A 17,110-nucleotide genomic window follows, 5' to 3' on the forward strand; every position below is an offset into this window, starting at 1 on the left:
TCAGCCGGCCTTTGCCATCTGCATCAGCGTGACACGGCTCTGCAGCCGGCGCTGTGCCTGGTCGACGACAACGGCTACGATGATGACGAGGCCCTTGATTACCATCTGCCAGAACGAGCTCACCCCCATCATCACCAGCCCGTCCGAAAGGATGCCGATTACGAAGGCGCCGACAATGGTGCCGCCGATGGTGCCGCGTCCGCCCGACATCGAGGTGCCGCCGAGCACTGCCGCGGCAATGGCGTTGAGTTCGAAGCTCTCTCCGGTCGCCGGATGCGAGGCCATCAGTTCGGACGAGATGATCAGCCCGACGATCGCCGCGCAGAACCCGGAAAACATGTAGACGAACATCTTCACCATGTTGACGCGGACGCCCGAAATCCGCGCCGCCCGCTCATTGCCGCCAACGGCGAAGACATGGCGGCCGAGCGGGGTGTATCTGGCGAGATAGGCCGCCCCCAGTGCCACGACGACCAAGATCCATATCGAAACCGGCAAGCCGAGCAGCCGGCCGGCGCCGAGGAAGCCGAACCCGGTGGTGCCGAGCTCTGGCTTGCCGATGAGATTGGGGAAGGTGCGCCCGTCGGACGACAGCAGCGCCAGGCCGCGTGCGACATAGAGCACGCCGAGCGTGGCTATGAACGGCGCAACGTTAAGCCTGGTGATCAGCAAGCCGTTGACGGCGCCGATCAATATGCCGACGGCAAGCGTGATCAGCGCGATCTCGAAGACGTTGAAGTAGATGGTGTAGCCGACCTGCAGGTCGATGCCGTTCAGCACGAGATAGCCGGCCACCATGCCGCACAGGCCGACGATCGAGCCGACCGACAGGTCGATGCCGCCGGTGATGATGACGAAGGTCATGCCCATTGCGAGGAATGCGTTCAACGCCACGTGCTTCGACATCAGGATAAGATTGGCGGCCGATAGGAAATTGGGGGCAGCTATCGAGAAGAATAACAGCACGGCGATCAGCGCGATGAACGTCCTCGCCTTCATCAGCGTCAGCAGGACCGAGCCGCTCGAAATGGAGTTGACCACCGCCTTGGCTGGAATGTCAGTCATGCGCCTTGCTCTCCGTGCGGGACCGGGCCGTGGCCGAGGGCCGAGGCAGCGACGAGCGCGGCCTCAGTCGCCTCCGCGCGATCGAAGATACCGGTCAATTTTCCATTGCTCATCACTGCGATACGGTCGGACAACGCCATCACTTCGTCGAGATCGGAGGTGGCAAACAGGATCCCCAGACCGTCGCGCGACAGCTTGCGCATGGTGCGGAAAACGTCGGCCTTGGCGCCGACGTCGATGCCGCGGCTCGGCTCGTCCATCAGCAGCACCTTCGGTCCGGTGAGCAGCGCCTTGCCGATCACCACCTTCTGCTGGTTGCCGCCCGACAGCGACGAGACTTCCTGCGTCGGATCGGCGACCTTGATGGCCAGTTCGCGCACCGTCTGGGTCACCGCCTGTCGTTCGGCGGCACCACGAATGTGGAACAGGCGCACGAACCGCGACAGGCTGGCCAGAGTCAGATTGCTGGCGACGGAGAGGATCGACACCAGCCCTTCGCGTTGGCGGTCTTCGGGGATCAGCGCCAGCCCGCGCCGGATGCGCCGTGTCGTGTCGCGCTCGTGCACCTTTTTGCCGGCAATGAATATCGCGCCGGTCGAATGGCCGTGGCGGCCCATGATGCAATCGAACAGCTCGCTGCGTCCGGCGCCCATCAGGCCGTAGATGCCAAGGATCTCGCCAGCGCGCAGCGACAGCGAGACGTGGTCGACCGCAAGCCCGCCGGTGACGCGCGGTAGGCAAATGTCCTCGGCGCGGAATATCTCTTCGCCCGGCACATGGCCGTCGGCCTTGGCGAAGTCCTTGGCGTCCGAGCCGATCATCTGCCGCACGATCCACTGGGTGTCGACGTCTTTCATCTCCGCCTGGCCGGTGATGCGCCCGTCGCGCAGCACCGTGATGGTGTCGCCGATGCGGATCAATTCCTCGAGCCGATGCGAGATGTAGACGATTGCCACGCCGCCCGCCTTGAGGTCGGCAATCACCTTGAACAGGATCTCGACTTCCGCCGCGCTGAGCGCCGAGGTCGGCTCGTCCATGATCAGGATGCGCGCATCGAGCGAAACCGCCTTGGCGATCTCGACCAGCTGCTGCTGGCCGATGCGCAGATCCTCGACCAGCATGTCCGGCCGGATGCCAGCCTCCAGGCGTTCAAGAAATTCCGCCGCGCGGCGCTCCTGCTCTTTGCGGTCGATTTTGCGGAAGCGGTTGGTGATCTCGCGGGTGGCAAAAATATTTTCGGCGACGGTCAGATTGCCGAACAGGTTGAGCTCCTGGAACACCATGCCGATGCCGCGATTTACCGCGTCCCCGGATGACGAGAAGGAGACCTCCTCGCCGTCCAGCAGAATGCGCCCGAGCGTCGGCTGCTCGACGCCGGCGATGATCTTCATCAGCGTCGATTTGCCGGCCCCGTTTTCGCCGACCAGCACGTTGACCGCACCCTTGCGCACCTCAAAATTCGCACGTTTGACCGCGACGGTGCCCGAATACACTTTCGAGACATCCTCCAGCTTCAGGATGACGTCTTGATCGCCGGTCATGGCTTCGGCCCGAGCTCTGCCTCCGCCGGCGTCACCACCGGCAGGTCCCGGCCGCTGCCTGGCGTATAGGCACCGAGGATCTTGACGCTTCGGCCCTCGAGTGCCTCGCGCGGCAGCTTGGAAAGCACGGTCTTGTCGGCGTAGGCGTTGAAGGCCTTGCCGAACTGGGCGAAGTCGATCTGGTTGGTGAAATCGTTGAATTGAATGAAGTCAAGGCTGTCGCGCAGCGCTGTACCGCGCATGGCGGGTCCGATCTGCACCCGCGCATCCGCCTTGCCGTCGCCGTCGGCATCGACGTCCATTGTCGCCGCGCGTGACTGTGTGTTGGCTGCAACGACCTTGCCCTCGAGCCGGACGGCGAAGGTCCACGGCGAATTCGCCTGCTTTTTCGGATTGCCGTATTTGGCGCCGGCAGCGGCGGGATCGGTCTTCGCCAAAGCATGAACGTCGGGAAACGGGCCGGCCTTCTGCTGCAGATAAGGTATCGCTTTCGCCGCCCAGATGTCCTCGACCATCTTGTCGGGATTGAAGGCCGAGCCAGTGCCGCCGTTTTCCGCTGACGGCGTCGGCAGGATCTTGCAGGCGGTCAGGCTGACTATAGCTGCAAGGAACGACACGACAAGGATCGGCCGGGTCAGCGTGTTGAACATGTCGGCTCGTTCGGCATGGCGGTCAGGAGCACCCAGAGAAATGGAAGCAAGGGCGAAAAGGAAGCAAGGGACGAACCGGAGCTCGTCCCTTGCGCTTGATGTTACGCCGGCTCAGTTGGTGAGCGCGAACGTCTCCAGCTTGGCGGCATTGTCGCCATTGACCAGGACGCAATCCATCAATTGCTTTTCCTCGGCCGGAGACTTCTTGTTCTTGATGAAGTCGTTGGCCTGCTCGACCGCCATCTGCGCCTGCGCGAAGGCTGGCTGCAGGACCGTCGCCTTGATGCCGCCGGAGGTGATCGAGTCGCGAACGTCGTTCGACCCGTCGAAGCCGACGACGATCACGTCCTTGCGGCCGGCAGCGGCAAGTGCCGCATAGGCGCCCATCGCCATGGTGTCGTTGCCGGAGATCACGCCCTTGATATCGGGATTGGCCTGGAGGATCGATTCCATCTTTGAATAGGCCTCGGTCTGGCTCCAGTTGGCCGACTGCTGCGCCACCATCTTCAGGTCAGGATAGTCGTCGATGACGTCGTGGTAACCCTTGGAGCGGATGCCGGCATTGGTGTCGGATTCCTTGCCGACGAGCTCGACGAAATTACCCTTCTCGCCCATCAGCTTGACGAATTCCTGCGCGCCGAGCTGGGCGCCCTGATAATTGTTGGAGACGATCTGCGCGACGGCAACGCCGGTGGCATTGATCTCGCGATCGATCAGGAAGGAAGGAACGCCTGCGTCCTTGGCCTTCTGCACCGCAGCGACTGTGGCGTCGGCGCCGGCATTGTCGAGGATGATCGCTTTGGCGCCGCGGCCGATCGCCGTATCGATCAATTCGGACTGCTTGTTGGCGTCATCGTCATGGACGAGCACCAACGCCTCGTAGCCGAGTTCCTTGGCCTTGGCCTCCGCGCCGACAGCTTCCGCCTTGAAGAACGGATTGTCATGCGAGGGCGTGATGATGGCGATCAAATCCGCCGCATAGGCGGGTGCGGCGGTGCCAAGCGCCAGCATGCCGGCGAAAGCCGCAAGCGTCATTCTGCGTGTCAGTTTCATGTATTCCTCCCGTTGAAAATCCGCGCCTTGTCCCAAGGCTATATGCATTCGATTTCGCTAGCCGGCCGTAGGCGGCGGGTCGCGTCAGATTCACAAGCCTTTGCCGGCTTCACTTCGACGGATCGCTTCCCACTATCCTCCACTCATCCAGCCCCTGAGCCTGCTGCGAAGCTTGACGGTTCGATCCATCGAACAGCTAAGGCAACTGGTATAATGAGTCAATGACAATTTCAGGTGACATGTTCCGAAAGACGCGTCGCTGCCCTCAAGTGATGCGCTGGATGCTCGCGGCAATCTCCTCCGGCTCGAACACCCGTTTCCAGTCGTCGCGCATCAGAACCGGCTTGCCGAACTCTATCGCCTTGTTGCATGCGTCGGAGAACACGCCTTTGGTCTCGCCGAAGATGACGGCGCCAAGCACGTTCATATGACCAAGCAGGAAGTCGAGCGCCGCCTGCTTGTCGACCCCGCGCGCCACCACCTCGTCGACCGCCTCTTTCATGACGACGAGCAGCGAAGCGCATACCGTTTCCGAAAGGCCGGGCTCGAGCAGGGCCATCTGATCGACAGTGACGCGATGGGAGCGCATGACCGGCGCCCAGATGATCTTTGCGATCGCCTCACCCTTGGCGAAATCCTCCTCCGGTCCTTGCATCAAGGCGCTGACCATATGCTGCTTGGCCTTGACGCCGCCGAAATAGTCCTTCTTGGCCGCCATGTCGGTCTCGTCGTTGAAGATCGGCGGATGGCAGGGGTGGGTGACGAAATAGGTCAGGTCCGGCCGCTTCGGCAAATGCCCGGCGAAAGGTGCCGCGGCGTCGAGCACGACGACCATCGTGCCTGACGCAAGCTTGCTCTCGATACTCGCCGCGACCTTGCCGATGTGCGTGTCCGGCACCGCCAGGATCACCACATCGGCGCCATCAAGCGCCTCATCGGCGCTGACGGCATCGATGCCGAGGCCCGACTTCAGCCGCTCGCGGCCGGCGTCGCTGACCTCGACATGGCGTATCGTATAGGAAGATCCGCGAAAATTGGTCGACAGACGGTAACCCATTTTGCCGCCTGCACCAAACAGCGCAATCGTTGTCATATGTCCGTTACTCCTGAATTCCAACGACGGCCCTACCGATCGTCATCCCATTGACCTGTATGCACATTGCCGCCGGCTGGCGGATTAAAAAACGCGGGGAAGCCGCCGCTCAAATGACGATGCCTGGACGATGTCTCGGGCGCCCGGATGTCCAGCGCAGCTACGCGGAGCATGCTACCTCAGGTACACATTATACCAGCATACCAAATTCGCAAGCGGCCGCGGCACTGCTCTGACCATTTGTTTGGCCGTCGTTTACCTCCTGTTCAACGGCAAAGCGCGATCATCGCGCTGAACCGCGGATCGGCGGGATGATTCGCAGCCAACAAAAGGCCCATGCTCGAAACTTCACTCTACAGCCCGGTCAAGGCCTTCCTTGAAGGCCTGGGATTTATGGTCAAGGGCGAGATCGGCGGCTGCGACCTGCTGGCGCTGAGTGCCGACTCTCCACCGATCGTCGTCATCTGCGAGCTGAAGCTGAAGTTCAATCTCGAGCTCATCCTCCAGGGCGTCGACCGTATGGCGGCGAGCGACGAGGTCTGGCTCGCGGCATGCATGTCGGCCCGTGGCAAGGGCCGCGAGAGCGATGTGAGATACCGCAATCTCTGCCGTCGGCTCGGCTTTGGCCTGCTTGGCGTGCGACCGAACGGCGAGGTTCAGGTGCTGCTCAGCCCGACGGCATTGGCTCCGCGTCGGGATCCCCGGCGCCGCTCGAAACTAATCGACGAACATCGGCGTCGGCAGGGCGATCCTGTCGCCGGCGGCGGCTCACGTGCGCCGATCATGACCGCTTATCGCCAGCAGGCACTGGCATGCGCCGCAGCACTCGCCGACGGCCCAAAACGGCCGCGTGACTTGAAGCCCAACCTGCCGAACGCACCTAAGATTCTGCTGCACAACGTGTATCGCTGGTTCGCGCGCACCGATCGCGGGATCTACGAACTGACCGCTCAGGGCCGTGAAGCCTTGCAGCGCTGGCCGCAGCCCGATCGCAGCCACGCCGCTGCCTGAGACAGGCAACGCCGGATTTCGCGCCCTGCTCTCCGCGACAATCACGGCTTTCGGCCAGACAGCACTCAGTACAAGACAGCACCTCAGTCACGGAACCATATTTCGACACGATGGTTTTGTCGTCACCGAATTGATCGTCCGCTGAGCAAACGGAAGGAACGGCCATGCGCCTATCGACGACAATTGCCACACTTTCGGCACTGGCCCTTGCCTCGCCGGTCTATGCGCAATCCGTGGGACCAGAGCTTGCCCCTGTGCCGCCGACGGCGCCGCAAACCTTGCCGGAGCAAGCCACGCCCCAAGGGACCACTCCCGACCAGGCTACACCGGACGATGCCTTCTCCGCCCAGAATTTCACCGCAGTGACAATCGTGGCGATGGAGGATCTGCCTCCTGACATCAAGGCACAGGCGGAGGCCGTCGTCACCCAGACCAGCGCCGAGGATTTGCGCATCCTGCAAAGTTCGATCGACGCATCGCCGCAGGCGGCATCGGCACTGGCGGCGAACGGGCTCAATTCCACGCAGGTCGTGGCGGCCAATATCGACGGCGACGGCACGCTGACGCTGATCATCCAGACGACAACGTGAGCGGCTGAAAGCGGACAAGCCGGCTCCGGCACGGAACCAAAGCCCGCCTGATCGCGGAGGACTGTCATGGTCGAGGCTGCAGTTCGCAACTTCACCATCAATTTCGGGCCACAACATCCCTCCGCTCACGGCGTCCTGCGGCTGGTGCTCGAACTCGACGGCGAGATCGTGGAACGCGCCGATCCCCATATCGGCCTGCTGCATCGCGGCACCGAAAAGCTCATCGAATACAAGAACTACCTGCAGGCCTTGCCCTATTTCGACCGGCTCGACTACGTCGCGCCGATGAACCAGGAGCATGCATTCTGTCTCGCCGCCGAGAAGCTCCTCGAAATATCGGTTCCGAAACGCGGACAGCTCATTCGCGTGCTTTTCTGCGAAATAGGCCGGCTGCTGTCGCACCTCCTCAACGTCACCACGCAAGCCATGGACATCGGCGCGCTGACGCCGCCGCTCTGGGGTTTCGCCGAGCGCGAGAAGCTGATGGTCTTTTATGAGCGCGCGTCCGGCGCCCGCATGCACGCGAATTATTTCAGGGTCGGCGGCGTGCATCAGGATCTGCCGCCGGAACTCCTCGACGACATCTGGAAGTTCTGCGATCCGTTCCTCAAGGTCTGCGACAATCTCGACGAGCTGTTGACCGAGAACCGCATCTTCAAACAGCGCAATGTCGATGTCGGCGTGATCGGCCTCGATGATGCCTGGGCCTGGGGCTTTTCCGGCGTGATGGTGCGCGGATCGGGGGCATCCTGGGATTTGCGCAAGGCGCAGCCATACGAATGCTATTCGGAGATGGATTTCGATATTCCGGTCGGCAAGCATGGCGACTGCTACGACCGCTATCTCGTACGCATGGAGGAAATGCGCCAGTCGGTGCGGATCATGCGGCAATGCCTGGAAAAGTTGCGCTCACCCGAAGGCCAGGGACCGGTCGCGATCCCGAACCACAAGATCACGCCGCCGCCGCGTGCCACGATGAAGCGCTCGATGGAAGCGACGATCCACCATTTCAAACTCTACACCGAAGGCATTCGCGTGCCGAGCGGTGAAGTCTATGCCGCCGTCGAGGCGCCGAAGGGCGAGTTCGGCGTCTACCTCGTGTCGGACGGAGGCAATGTTCCCTACCGATGCAAGATCCGCGCACCTTCGTTCGCTCACCTGCAGGCGATGGATTTCCTGTCCCGAGGCCATATGATCGCCGATGTTGCCGCGATCATCGGCTCGCTCGACATCGTGTTCGGAGAAATCGATCGTTAGCCACGTCGAAGGGTCGCGGGTCCATCCTAGCCAGATCGCACCTGCCTCGACTGCGCTCGAACGCCGGTCGGACGACAGCTCTCACTTGCGGCGGGCCAACTCAAATTCTCGCATCAAAACGGACGCATGGCCGCGACTAGGCGCAGCCAAGCGTCGAGGACTTTCACAATCTGCGCGGCCCGACGTGGCACGTGCCCTTCCAAGTTCGGAAGCGCTCTCCACGGCGCGGAAAGAACGCGTGTTCCGCCGTCCCTCGTACCGCGTCAATGCGCGATCAATCCCTTCAACCAGGCAACAAATCTGTTGCCGCGGACTATCCCGCGCACCCTGGCAGCGGCCCATCGCGCTTGCATCGTAGCACCGACATGGCAATGGCAAACGATTTGGTGCAACTGCCGGTCGCTCAGTTCGAAGAAGCGCTTTGCCTCACCATAGGTATCGTCCTTCAGCCCCATGGCACGCAGAACCGGATCCTCGAAGGCGACGGTGAGCGGCGTTCCAGCACCACGCGATCTGTCGCGCGCTTCCCTGTTCATATATTCGGTGCCTGGAAGCGCCCCAAGGCATCGCGTCGGGTTTTGTTCGAGAAGTTCCGCCCAACGTTCAATCCGCTGGTTTCGAGTCATCGCCGGATACGCCGCGAAGGACTCAACTTCCGCGACGGCTTGCAGTTGGTCGAGTGTTTGATGTTTCATGGTCGGCTCCTGTCGACAGGTGAATTTGCCCACGCCTTTATGAGCAATTATCGCGCCGTGGAGCGCTGACAAGGCCGGACCGCCGCAACATGAAGCATATGAATCACCTACCCGGTGAAACGGCGCTCTAGTTCGAACGCGCCGGCACCGCTCGGTGGGTTCGATGTCGACCCGTTAACCCGACCACCCCATTCCGGACAGGAACTTTTGCGGAAGCTTGCCGTTTGGCTTTGCGTCCGCTTCGGCGGCTGCAATATCAGTCTTGAAAGCAATTCCGTTGGACACGAAGCCTCAAAGCGTCGAACAAGACGTCGAGCCTGTAAATGAAACTCGGGAGCAACCGGCCCGGGTGCGAGAATCTCGTGGGCGATCGGCAGAGCCCCGGCAGGAACAGCCCGACGGGAATGCCTCGCAACGAAAGGCCGGTCTGCTCGGCTTTCCCAGGCGCCATCCCTATGCGGCCGCAGCGATAGCACTTGCGCTGTTGCTGGGCGCGGCAGGCATCGCGATCTGGTGGCTGAACGCTCGCCAGTACGAATCGACCGACGACGCCTTCATAGACGCGCGCACGGTGACGATCGGCGCGCAAATAGCGGGTCGCGTTACCGAGCTGGCGGTTACCGACAATCAGCATGTGCAGGCCGGCGATGTCCTCCTGCGTATCGCTGACAGCGACTATCAGGCAAACCTGAAGCAGGCCGATGCCGGCGTCGCTGCGGCCGAGGCCGCAATCGTCAACGTCACCGCCCAGATCGAGGCTCAAAACGCGAAGGTGAACGCTGCCCAGAGGCAGGTTGCCCAGGCTAAGGCAGCGCTGGATTTCGCCAAGGCCGAGGATCAACGCAACCGCGAACTCCTGGCCAGGGGCACGGCAACGCAGCAGCAGGCGCAGCAGGCGGCATCGACGTTGCGTCAGGACCAGGCCGCGCTGGACAGCGCCGAGGCCAATGTCGCCTCGGCAAAAAGCCAGGTTTCGGTCTTGCAGGCACAGGCCAGGAGCGCCGAGGCTCAGCTCGAGCAGGCCAAGGCCAGCCAGGAGCAAGCCCGCACGACGCTGTCGCGCACGACTATCACAGCACCCGCAGCCGGGCGCGCAACGAGCATTTCCGCCGCGAACGGCACCTACGCCCAACCCGGCCAGGTATTGATGATGTTCGTTCCCGACGAGGTCTGGGTGAAGGCCAACTTCAAGGAGACGCAGCTCGATCTGATGCGGCAGGGACAGCCGGTCGACATCGACATCGACGCCTACCCGGACAAGTCCTTCCATGGCCGCGTCGACAGCATCCAGGCCGGCAGCGGCACCGCCTTCAGCCTCCTGCCGGCTGAAAATGCCACCGGCAATTACGTCAAGGTGGTGCAGCGCGTGCCGGTCAAGATCGTCTTCGACAAGCCGCCGGATGTGCTTCTCGGTCCAGGTCTGTCGGTGGTGCCGACGGTCAAGGTGCGATGAACGGCGAAACCGCCAGAAATCAGGGCGAAAGCCGATCCGCCGCCGGGACGCACAATCCCTGGCTTATCGCCGTCGTCGTCTCCATCGCCACTTTCATGCTGGTGCTGGACACCTCGATCGCCAATGTCGCCCTGCGCAATATCGCCGGCAGCCTGGCGGCCGGAATGGACGAAAGCACCTGGGTGATTACCACCTATCTCGTTGCCAACTCGGTGATCATCCCGGTCAGCGGCTGGCTGGCAAACGTCATCGGCCGCAAGCGCTACTACATGCTCTGCGTTGCGACCTTCACCGTCGCGTCGCTGCTGTGCGGACTGGCGCCCAACCTGGAACTGCTCATCCTGTTCAGGGTCCTTCAGGGACTCGGCGGCGGCGGCATGGCGCCAAGCGAGCAATCGATCCTTGCCGATACCTTCCCGCCAGAAAAGCGCTCGCAGGCCTTCGCGCTTTACGGCATTGCGGTCATCGTCGCGCCGACGGTCGGGCCGACGATCGGCGGCTGGCTGACGGACCATTTCTCCTGGCACTGGATCTTCTTCATCAACGTGCCGTTCGGCATCCTGTCGCTGGCGCTGGTGCAGTGGTTGTTGGTCGAACCGGACGTACTCGAACGCGAACGCAAGGAACGGCTGAAAGGCGGCCTTAAGATCGATGGGGTCGGTTTCGTCCTGGTGGCGATAGCCTTGGGGTGCTTGGAGATCTTTCTCGACCGGGGCCAGCGCTACGATTGGTTCGCCTCGAATTTCATCACCACTTTCGCAGTGATTTCCGCGATCGCGTTCCTGCTGCTTATCCCATGGGAAATCAGTCGCAGCGATCCGGTCGTCGACATGCGCCTATTATTCACGCGCCAGTTCGGCACGGCGTTCCTGGTCATGATGGCAGTCGGTGCTATCCTGTTCAGCACCACCCAGATCGTGCCGCAGCTGCAGCAGACGACATTTGCCTACACCGCGACGCTCTCGGGCCTTTCGATGATGCCGGGCGGCATCGCCATGCTGATCTTGATGCCGGTGTCCGGATTTGTAGGCAGCATCGTGCAGCCCAAATATCTGATCATGATGGGCATGTCGGTGGTCGCAGTGGCCCTTTGGCACATGACCTCGCTTACTCCGGACGCCAGCTTCCGCTTCTTTGCCTTTGCCCGTGTCTTCCTGATGGTCGGGCTGCCGTTCCTGTTCATTCCCATTTCAACCGCGGCCTATGTCGGCCTGCCCCCGCAGAAGACCAACCAGGCATCGGCGCTGATCAACGTTGCACGCAATATCGGCGGCAGCATCGGCGTCTCGCTGTCCAACACCGTCATTGCGCAAAGCTCCCAGATCCATCAATCGAATCTGGTCGGCCACACCGTGCAATCGTCGCCCGCCTATCAGCAGGCGCTTCGGCAGGCGACTGAGCATTTCGTCGCCCAGGGTTCGCCGATGGTCGAGGCGAAGCAGCAGGCGATCGGCTGGCTTGGTCAGTTGATCGCCCGCCAGGCCACGCTGCTCGCCTATGTCGATGTCTTCCGCTACTGCGCGGTGGCAACCGCCCTGCTGGTTCCGCTGGCGCTGCTGCTGCGGCCAAGCAAGTCGGGTGGCAGCCAGCCGAATCCCGAAATGGGCTGACCGGCAAGTGCGACGGTGTGGTTTTCCAAAAACGGGCAAGCCGGGAACCAGCCGACCTGTTGCGTTGTTCTGCGCCAAGAGGAGATGATTACGATGGCCACTATTCCCACACCCGAGCCGACACCGACGCCGGTGCCACCGCCTCCTATTCCCGATCCCAAGCCCGTGCGTGAGCCGGACCCCGACAGGCTCCCCGACGAGGACCCCGTTCCCAACCCGGATGAAAACGACATTCCACCGAAGCGGACGGCTTTTTAGCCGGCAATTGCCGTGATCGTTCTGCAGTGTGTACTGCGATTGCCTGCGCCAGTGGCGCCGCCTGTCAGATTTCGAGCATGGCGTAGGGGCGGCCGGTCGGCTTGGCGACATGCATGGCAACGTTATAGACCGACGCCCCGCCCGGCGTGCGGCCCTCGTAAGCGCCGCGATGCGCATGACCATGCACAACCGCGCTGACCTGGAACCGGTCTATCGTCTCGGCCAGACGTGACGAACCGAGAAACGGGAAGATCTCCAGCGGCTCGCCTTCGACCGTCTCGACGACAGGCGCGTAGTGCAGAACGACAAGCGTGCGTTTGGCGCGCACCTGCCGCATCGCGTTTTCAAGCCGCATCGCTTCGTTCACGCTTTCCGCCACCATCGACTTGATGGCCGGTTCGCCGAAGGAGCCGAGCATGCGCGACCCGAAACCGCCAACGAAACCCTTGACCCCCACGAACCCGACCTCGTGAATCTCCGTCGCCTCGCCATCGAGGAGGTGAACGCCCGCCTGGCGCAGAATATCGGTAACCTGCTCGACGGCGCCCGACTCATAGTCGTGGTTGCCAAGCACGGCGACGACCGGGATCGTGCAGGCACGCAGTTCCTCGGCAAGGATTTCGGCCTCCCTAGGCTTGCCGAGATTGGTAAGGTCGCCCGTCAGCACGAGAACCTGGGCTTCACGCGACATCTCGCCGAAAAGGTCGCGGTACGAGGCCTGGTCCTCCTTGCCGACATGCAGATCGCCGATGGCGGCGACCTTGAGAGTGCCGCCATTTTCCGCCTTTGCCGAAGCAGATTCGAGCCCGTCAGCCATCGCTATATTCTCCTTCACCGCCGACGTCGGCAAAGCCCCATTGCTTGACGTCGATCTCATAGTCGGTTCGTGAAAGCATGCGCCCGCGGCAGATCCGCATCCGGGAAGGCGGCAATTCGCGCTGCTTGGCCAGCCGGTCAAGCAGTTCGTCGAGCAGCCACGCGGGCACCCGGTCGCGCTCCGTCGGATAGATCCATCGGAAGTTCAAGAGATGCATCAGCAGAACTTCCCAATGGACTTCCATGTAGGAAAGCAGCCTTTGCCAGTCGATCTGGTCGTGCGCCTTGAGGATGGTATGCGCGACGTCGGCCCCATCGTGGCGGCCACGATCCTGGATGAAGCATTTGGACCAGATAAGCTCGGTTGGGCCGATGATCCGCACCTGGCTGCCCAGTAATTCGGCCTGGCGAGCATGCTCCAGCCACTGGTCGTCGACAGGCATTGTGCCGTTCATCGAGGTGAAGATGACGTCGAAAAAATGCGTGCCCTTGAACACTTTGCCGAGCCACCGGTCGTCCTCAACCACGACGGCGTAGCCGATCTGCTTGAAATGGGCGAGGATGCGCGCGCAGTCGCCGGCCTTGCAGAAAATGTCCAGATCCTTGGTCGGGCGGGTGATCCCGGTATAGGCGCTTACGGCATAGGTGCCGGCGACGAGAAAGGGGATGCCGGTCGCGACAAGCTCGCGGATCGCTTCGATATAAAAGACCTCTGCTTCGGCATTGCGAGGCGTCGGGGCGGCTTTTGGATCGACCGACGGAACTGATGCCGGGATGGCGCTTTTCGGTGGGGGATCGATGATCATAAGCAGTGACTCCTGGCTCGGCAGACCAGCAGCCGCCTGTATCTAATAGCCAAGCATGCCCGATGGTTCCCGCCTGCTGCATCAGGCCGACACGCCGCCGTGGCCGGCCTTCGAAGCGGCTATGGGCGAGGTTGCGGCGGCGGCCATAAAAAGAAAAAATATGTGAGCGGCTATTTTTGGAGTCAAAATCGCAGCGCGGTCGGCCTCAAACGCGTCGAGATCGGCTCAAACGCGTCGAGGCGGAATGGACCCCGCCATCCTCCGGTCCAGCAAGGATTGGCTTCAACATGGTTCCGGAGCTGTCGGAGGCGCTGCGCACCCGGCGTAACAGCCACTTGAGCGCCCGTAGCCAAACCGACTCTGTTTTTCGGAACGCTGCAGGCGGCGTGGCGAAAAGCCCATTCTCCATTTTGTAATTCCTCACTGTCTCAGTCCAATCGGCGTTCTTCAACGAGCAAAACTGGTGTTGGTTCCGCCTCTCCGTCGGGGAATGCGGGCTGGCCAGGCGAAGCCACCATTATGGGTTCAAGCAGGCTAGTCTCGCGCGGCAAGATCAGCGTCGCGAGATCGGGGCCTCGGCGACCAAGTCGCGTAATTGCTAGCCGGCGGGATTCAGCTCGTATCCTGATGCGCCGGCTCTGGACACGGTCCGCGAAGGCTGAAATTGTGACCGGTACTTCCAGTTGCAAATTTGGTTGGGCTCGCCGGGGATGGCGCTGGTTTCTGAAGACATTGCCAGCCATCCGGCATTGCGTCGGCACGTCCAGGCTCAGTCGGGGACGCTGCTCCAGACCTATGAAGCGAACCCGCGGCTGGCTTCGGTGTTCGCCACGCAACAACGCTGGCTGATGGCCCACATCGGCCTTGCCTTGTATTTCGATCGAGAGTCGGACGACCATCGCAAAGGACTTACGTCCGCACGGTTCATGGACGGAATCCGCCGGCATTCGGTGGCCAGCCGCAACACCGCCGATGCCTTCCTGAAGGAGATGCTGCATTACGGTTTCATCCGGCATCTGCCGATTAAATACGGGCGCATCCGCCCCTTTGAGCCGGTCGCGGGCACTCTGGAGACGGTTGCCGGCTGGGTCATGGCTCATCTGAAAACGCTGGACAGCTTGGACGGTGGATCTCGACTGGCTGCATTCGTCGCACAACCGGACGTGCTCGCCAAACTGCAGCCGCTGGTGGCCGACGGCCTGCTTTCGTCGCATGCCGTGCGCGAGCCAAGACAGACCTTTTCCTTGTTCACCTGGCTCGACAATGGCGGCATCGTCATGGATTGGCTGATGTCCGGCGTCGATCCCGATCATGCCGACCTGGACCGAATTCCGACTGGTGTGGTCTCAATCGGAGATTTCGCGAACTGGCTCAAGCTTTCCCGGACCCACCTGTCACGCAAATTGCGCGCTGCCGAAGAACTTGGCAGCATTGGCTGGCTGGGCCAGCGCGGTCATTCGGTCATGTGGGTGTCGAGCGAGTTCTATCAGGAATACATGACCGCCCAGGCGGTCAAGCTCGCCATCATCGATGCAGCCTTCGACAGTTGTGTTGTAACTCCCGACGCCAGCTGAACCGCGAGCCGAACGCCGTCGTGGCGGGCTTGGAGCCGCCGCGACGAAGGTCTGGCATTTCAATCGATATCGAACGACACGCCCTGCGCAAGCGGCAGCGCCTTGGAATAATTCACCGTATTGGTAGCGCGCCGCATATAGGCCTTCCAGGCATCGGAGCCGCTCTCGCGGCCGCCGCCGGTTTCCTTCTCGCCACCGAAGGCGCCGCCGATTTCGGCCCCTGACGTGCCTATATTGACGTTGGCGATGCCGCAGTCCGATCCGTCGACGCCAAGAAAGCGCTCGGATTCCTGCAGGTCGCGGGTAAAGATCGATGATGACAGCCCCGCTCCCACCGCATTGTGTTCTTCTAGCACGGCGTCGAAGTCCGAATATTTCATGACGTAGAGGATGGGCGCGAAGGTCTCCTCCGTCACTGGCGAAACCTGCCGCGGCATTTCGACCAGCGCCGGACGCACATAGTAGGCCTCGGGATGGCCGTTCTCGACCCGCATTCCGCCGGTTATCTTACCGCCATGCGAAGCCGCCTCCTCCAGCGCCTTCTGCATATTCTCGTAGGCAGCCTTGTCGATCAGCGGGCCGACCAGCGCGCTTGTCTCCAGCGGATTGCCGACCGAGACGCTTTCATAAGCCTTCTTCAGGCGAGGAACGAGCTGGTCGTAGACGCTCTCATGCACGAACAGGCGCCTGAGCGTCGTGCAGCGCTGGCCGGCCGTGCCCATGGCGCCGAAGGCGATGGCGCGGAGCGCCATGTCGAGATCGGCCGTCGGGCAGACGATGCCGGCATTGTTGCCGCCGAGCTCCAGCACGGCACGGGCAAAGCGCTTCGCCAGCCGTGGTCCGACATCCCTGCCCATGCGCGTCGAGCCGGTGGCCGAGACCAGCGGCACCTTGGGATGATCGACCAGGATCTCGCCGACGGCGCGATCGCCGATCAGAACCGGCGCCAGCCCCTTCGGCGCATCGCCGAAACGCTCTGCTGCACGCTTGAAGATCGCTTCGCAGGCGAGCGCCGTCAGCGGTGTCTTCTCGGACGGCTTCCACACCACCGCGTCGCCGCAGACCAGCGCAAGTGCAGCGTTCCACGACCATACCGCGACCGGAAAGTTGAAGGCCGAGATGACCCCGACGACGCCGAGCGGATGCCAGGTTTCCATCATGCGATGGCCGGGACGCTCGGTGGCGATGGTCAGGCCGTACAGTTGCCGGGAAAGACCGACGGCGAAATCGCAGATATCGATCATCTCCTGCACTTCGCCAAGACCCTCGGATGGGATCTTGCCGACTTCGATCGACACCAACCGGCCAAGCTCGGTCTTGTGTGTGCGCAATTCCTCGCCGAGCAGCCGCACCAGTTCTCCACGCTTGGGAGCTGGTACCTGCCGCCACGCCAGGAAAGCTTTGTAGGCATTGTCGATGGTCGTCGTCGCATCGGCCGGCGAGATGGTCTTCAGCGCGGCGATCTGCTCGCCGGTCACCGGGCTGCGCACGATGAGGTCGCCGCCCGTGAGCGCGCCTTCGGCAACGCCCAGTTTCGCCAGAAGCCCGGCCGTTTCCTTCGCAATCGTCATTTTCATCCCTTTCAGATCCCGTCGCTCATATGGCGTCGGGCCAAGCCTGGCGCCATACCCGCCCCTG

At 62.2% G+C, this 17,110-nt stretch carries 16 protein-coding genes; 7 read left to right on the forward strand and 9 right to left on the reverse strand.

Annotated elements, in window-relative coordinates; all coding sequences use genetic code 11:
• The 5 genes from NKH98_RS04320 to NKH98_RS04340 form a co-directional block, all read right to left on the reverse strand.
• Positions 1-1,065 carry an ABC transporter permease gene (locus tag NKH98_RS04320; RefSeq protein WP_352877658.1) on the reverse strand — a complete coding sequence of 355 codons (1,065 nt, stop codon included), beginning with the start codon at positions 1,063-1,065 and terminating at the stop codon, positions 1-3.
• A complete protein-coding gene (locus NKH98_RS04325) occupies positions 1,062-2,606 on the reverse strand; it encodes a sugar ABC transporter ATP-binding protein (RefSeq protein ID WP_352800054.1) in 1,545 nt (514 codons plus the stop codon). The genes NKH98_RS04320 and NKH98_RS04325 overlap by 4 nt, the downstream gene beginning before the upstream one ends.
• On the reverse strand, positions 2,603-3,256 hold the full coding sequence (locus NKH98_RS04330) for a DUF2291 family protein (RefSeq protein ID WP_352896847.1): 654 nt from the start codon (positions 3,254-3,256) through the stop codon (positions 2,603-2,605). Before NKH98_RS04330 ends, NKH98_RS04325 begins: the two co-directional genes overlap by 4 nt.
• Before the next feature lie 111 nt (positions 3,257-3,367).
• The gene (locus NKH98_RS04335) at positions 3,368-4,309 is read right to left on the reverse strand and encodes a D-ribose ABC transporter substrate-binding protein (protein ID WP_023675475.1); all 942 of its coding nucleotides are present in this window, start codon (positions 4,307-4,309) and stop codon (positions 3,368-3,370) included.
• Positions 4,310-4,574: 265 nt separating this feature from the next.
• Positions 4,575-5,402, reverse strand: coding sequence for a phosphogluconate dehydrogenase C-terminal domain-containing protein (locus NKH98_RS04340; protein WP_254817017.1), 828 nt, complete (start codon positions 5,400-5,402; stop codon positions 4,575-4,577).
• A gap of 336 nt (positions 5,403-5,738) precedes the next feature.
• Between NKH98_RS04340 and NKH98_RS04345 the strand changes: the two genes are divergently transcribed.
• From NKH98_RS04345 to NKH98_RS04355, 3 genes are all read left to right on the forward strand, one after another.
• On the forward strand, positions 5,739-6,413 hold the full coding sequence (locus NKH98_RS04345) for a DUF2161 domain-containing phosphodiesterase (protein WP_352478434.1): 675 nt from the start codon (positions 5,739-5,741) through the stop codon (positions 6,411-6,413).
• A gap of 164 nt (positions 6,414-6,577) precedes the next feature.
• Positions 6,578-7,003 (forward strand): hypothetical protein, encoded by a 426-nt coding sequence (locus NKH98_RS04350; protein ID WP_254817016.1) that lies wholly within the window; start codon positions 6,578-6,580, stop codon positions 7,001-7,003.
• Positions 7,004-7,069: 66 nt separating this feature from the next.
• On the forward strand, positions 7,070-8,260 hold the full coding sequence (locus NKH98_RS04355; protein WP_352800050.1) for an NADH-quinone oxidoreductase subunit D: 1,191 nt from the start codon (positions 7,070-7,072) through the stop codon (positions 8,258-8,260).
• A gap of 263 nt (positions 8,261-8,523) precedes the next feature.
• Here NKH98_RS04355 and NKH98_RS04360 read toward each other — a convergent pair whose 3' ends face one another.
• Positions 8,524-8,955 (reverse strand): hypothetical protein, encoded by a 432-nt coding sequence (locus NKH98_RS04360; protein ID WP_254817079.1) that lies wholly within the window; start codon positions 8,953-8,955, stop codon positions 8,524-8,526.
• A gap of 349 nt (positions 8,956-9,304) precedes the next feature.
• Here NKH98_RS04360 and NKH98_RS04365 point away from each other — a divergent pair, with 349 nt between their 5' ends.
• The 3 genes from NKH98_RS04365 (at position 9,305) to NKH98_RS04375 (ending at position 12,276) form a co-directional block, all read left to right on the forward strand.
• Complete coding sequence (locus NKH98_RS04365; RefSeq protein ID WP_352896849.1) at positions 9,305-10,408, forward strand: HlyD family secretion protein; 1,104 nt, start codon at positions 9,305-9,307, stop codon at positions 10,406-10,408.
• A complete protein-coding gene (locus tag NKH98_RS04370) occupies positions 10,405-12,018 on the forward strand; it encodes a DHA2 family efflux MFS transporter permease subunit (protein WP_352896851.1) in 1,614 nt (537 codons plus the stop codon). Before NKH98_RS04365 ends, NKH98_RS04370 begins: the two co-directional genes overlap by 4 nt.
• A gap of 93 nt (positions 12,019-12,111) precedes the next feature.
• Positions 12,112-12,276: a hypothetical protein gene (locus tag NKH98_RS04375; RefSeq protein ID WP_352478323.1), complete on the forward strand. Its 165-nt coding sequence runs from the start codon at positions 12,112-12,114 to the stop codon at positions 12,274-12,276.
• A gap of 64 nt (positions 12,277-12,340) precedes the next feature.
• On the opposite strand, the gene NKH98_RS04380 is transcribed toward NKH98_RS04375, so the two are convergent.
• Together NKH98_RS04380 and NKH98_RS04385 are read right to left on the reverse strand one after the other, a co-directional pair.
• On the reverse strand, positions 12,341-13,093 hold the full coding sequence (locus NKH98_RS04380) for a metallophosphoesterase family protein (protein WP_352478321.1): 753 nt from the start codon (positions 13,091-13,093) through the stop codon (positions 12,341-12,343).
• Positions 13,086-13,898: a nucleotidyltransferase family protein gene (locus NKH98_RS04385; RefSeq protein ID WP_254817010.1), complete on the reverse strand. Its 813-nt coding sequence runs from the start codon at positions 13,896-13,898 to the stop codon at positions 13,086-13,088. The genes NKH98_RS04380 and NKH98_RS04385 overlap by 8 nt, the downstream gene beginning before the upstream one ends.
• 710 nt (positions 13,899-14,608) lie before the next feature.
• On the opposite strand from NKH98_RS04385, the gene NKH98_RS04390 reads away from it, so the two are divergent.
• Complete coding sequence (locus tag NKH98_RS04390) at positions 14,609-15,472, forward strand: hypothetical protein (protein ID WP_352896853.1); 864 nt, start codon at positions 14,609-14,611, stop codon at positions 15,470-15,472.
• Between the two features lie 59 nt (positions 15,473-15,531).
• Here NKH98_RS04390 and amaB read toward each other — a convergent pair whose 3' ends face one another.
• Positions 15,532-17,043: an L-piperidine-6-carboxylate dehydrogenase gene (gene amaB, locus NKH98_RS04395; RefSeq protein ID WP_352478432.1), complete on the reverse strand. Its 1,512-nt coding sequence runs from the start codon at positions 17,041-17,043 to the stop codon at positions 15,532-15,534.
• Positions 17,044-17,110: the final 67 nt, after the last annotated feature.

The organism is Mesorhizobium sp. M0833, assembly GCF_040319905.1.
Classification (GTDB): Bacteria; Pseudomonadota; Alphaproteobacteria; order Rhizobiales; family Rhizobiaceae; genus Mesorhizobium.

Coding starts and splice junctions, on each gene's coding strand:
- NKH98_RS04370 (WP_352896851.1), top strand. CDS start 10,405: ATGAACGGCGAAACCGCCAGAAATCAGGGCGAAAGCCGATCCGCCGCC.
- NKH98_RS04320 (WP_352877658.1), bottom strand. CDS start 1,065: ATGACTGACATTCCAGCCAAGGCGGTGGTCAACTCCATTTCGAGCGGC.
- NKH98_RS04335 (WP_023675475.1), bottom strand. CDS start 4,309: ATGAAACTGACACGCAGAATGACGCTTGCGGCTTTCGCCGGCATGCTG.
- NKH98_RS04380 (WP_352478321.1), bottom strand. CDS start 13,093: ATGGCTGACGGGCTCGAATCTGCTTCGGCAAAGGCGGAAAATGGCGGC.
- NKH98_RS04355 (WP_352800050.1), top strand. CDS start 7,070: ATGGTCGAGGCTGCAGTTCGCAACTTCACCATCAATTTCGGGCCACAA.
- amaB (WP_352478432.1), bottom strand. CDS start 17,043: ATGACGATTGCGAAGGAAACGGCCGGGCTTCTGGCGAAACTGGGCGTT.
- NKH98_RS04345 (WP_352478434.1), top strand. CDS start 5,739: ATGCTCGAAACTTCACTCTACAGCCCGGTCAAGGCCTTCCTTGAAGGC.
- NKH98_RS04385 (WP_254817010.1), bottom strand. CDS start 13,898: ATGATCATCGATCCCCCACCGAAAAGCGCCATCCCGGCATCAGTTCCG.
- NKH98_RS04390 (WP_352896853.1), top strand. CDS start 14,609: ATGGCGCTGGTTTCTGAAGACATTGCCAGCCATCCGGCATTGCGTCGG.
- NKH98_RS04350 (WP_254817016.1), top strand. CDS start 6,578: ATGCGCCTATCGACGACAATTGCCACACTTTCGGCACTGGCCCTTGCC.
- NKH98_RS04360 (WP_254817079.1), bottom strand. CDS start 8,955: ATGAAACATCAAACACTCGACCAACTGCAAGCCGTCGCGGAAGTTGAG.
- NKH98_RS04375 (WP_352478323.1), top strand. CDS start 12,112: ATGGCCACTATTCCCACACCCGAGCCGACACCGACGCCGGTGCCACCG.
- NKH98_RS04325 (WP_352800054.1), bottom strand. CDS start 2,606: ATGACCGGCGATCAAGACGTCATCCTGAAGCTGGAGGATGTCTCGAAA.
- NKH98_RS04340 (WP_254817017.1), bottom strand. CDS start 5,402: ATGACAACGATTGCGCTGTTTGGTGCAGGCGGCAAAATGGGTTACCGT.
- NKH98_RS04330 (WP_352896847.1), bottom strand. CDS start 3,256: ATGTTCAACACGCTGACCCGGCCGATCCTTGTCGTGTCGTTCCTTGCA.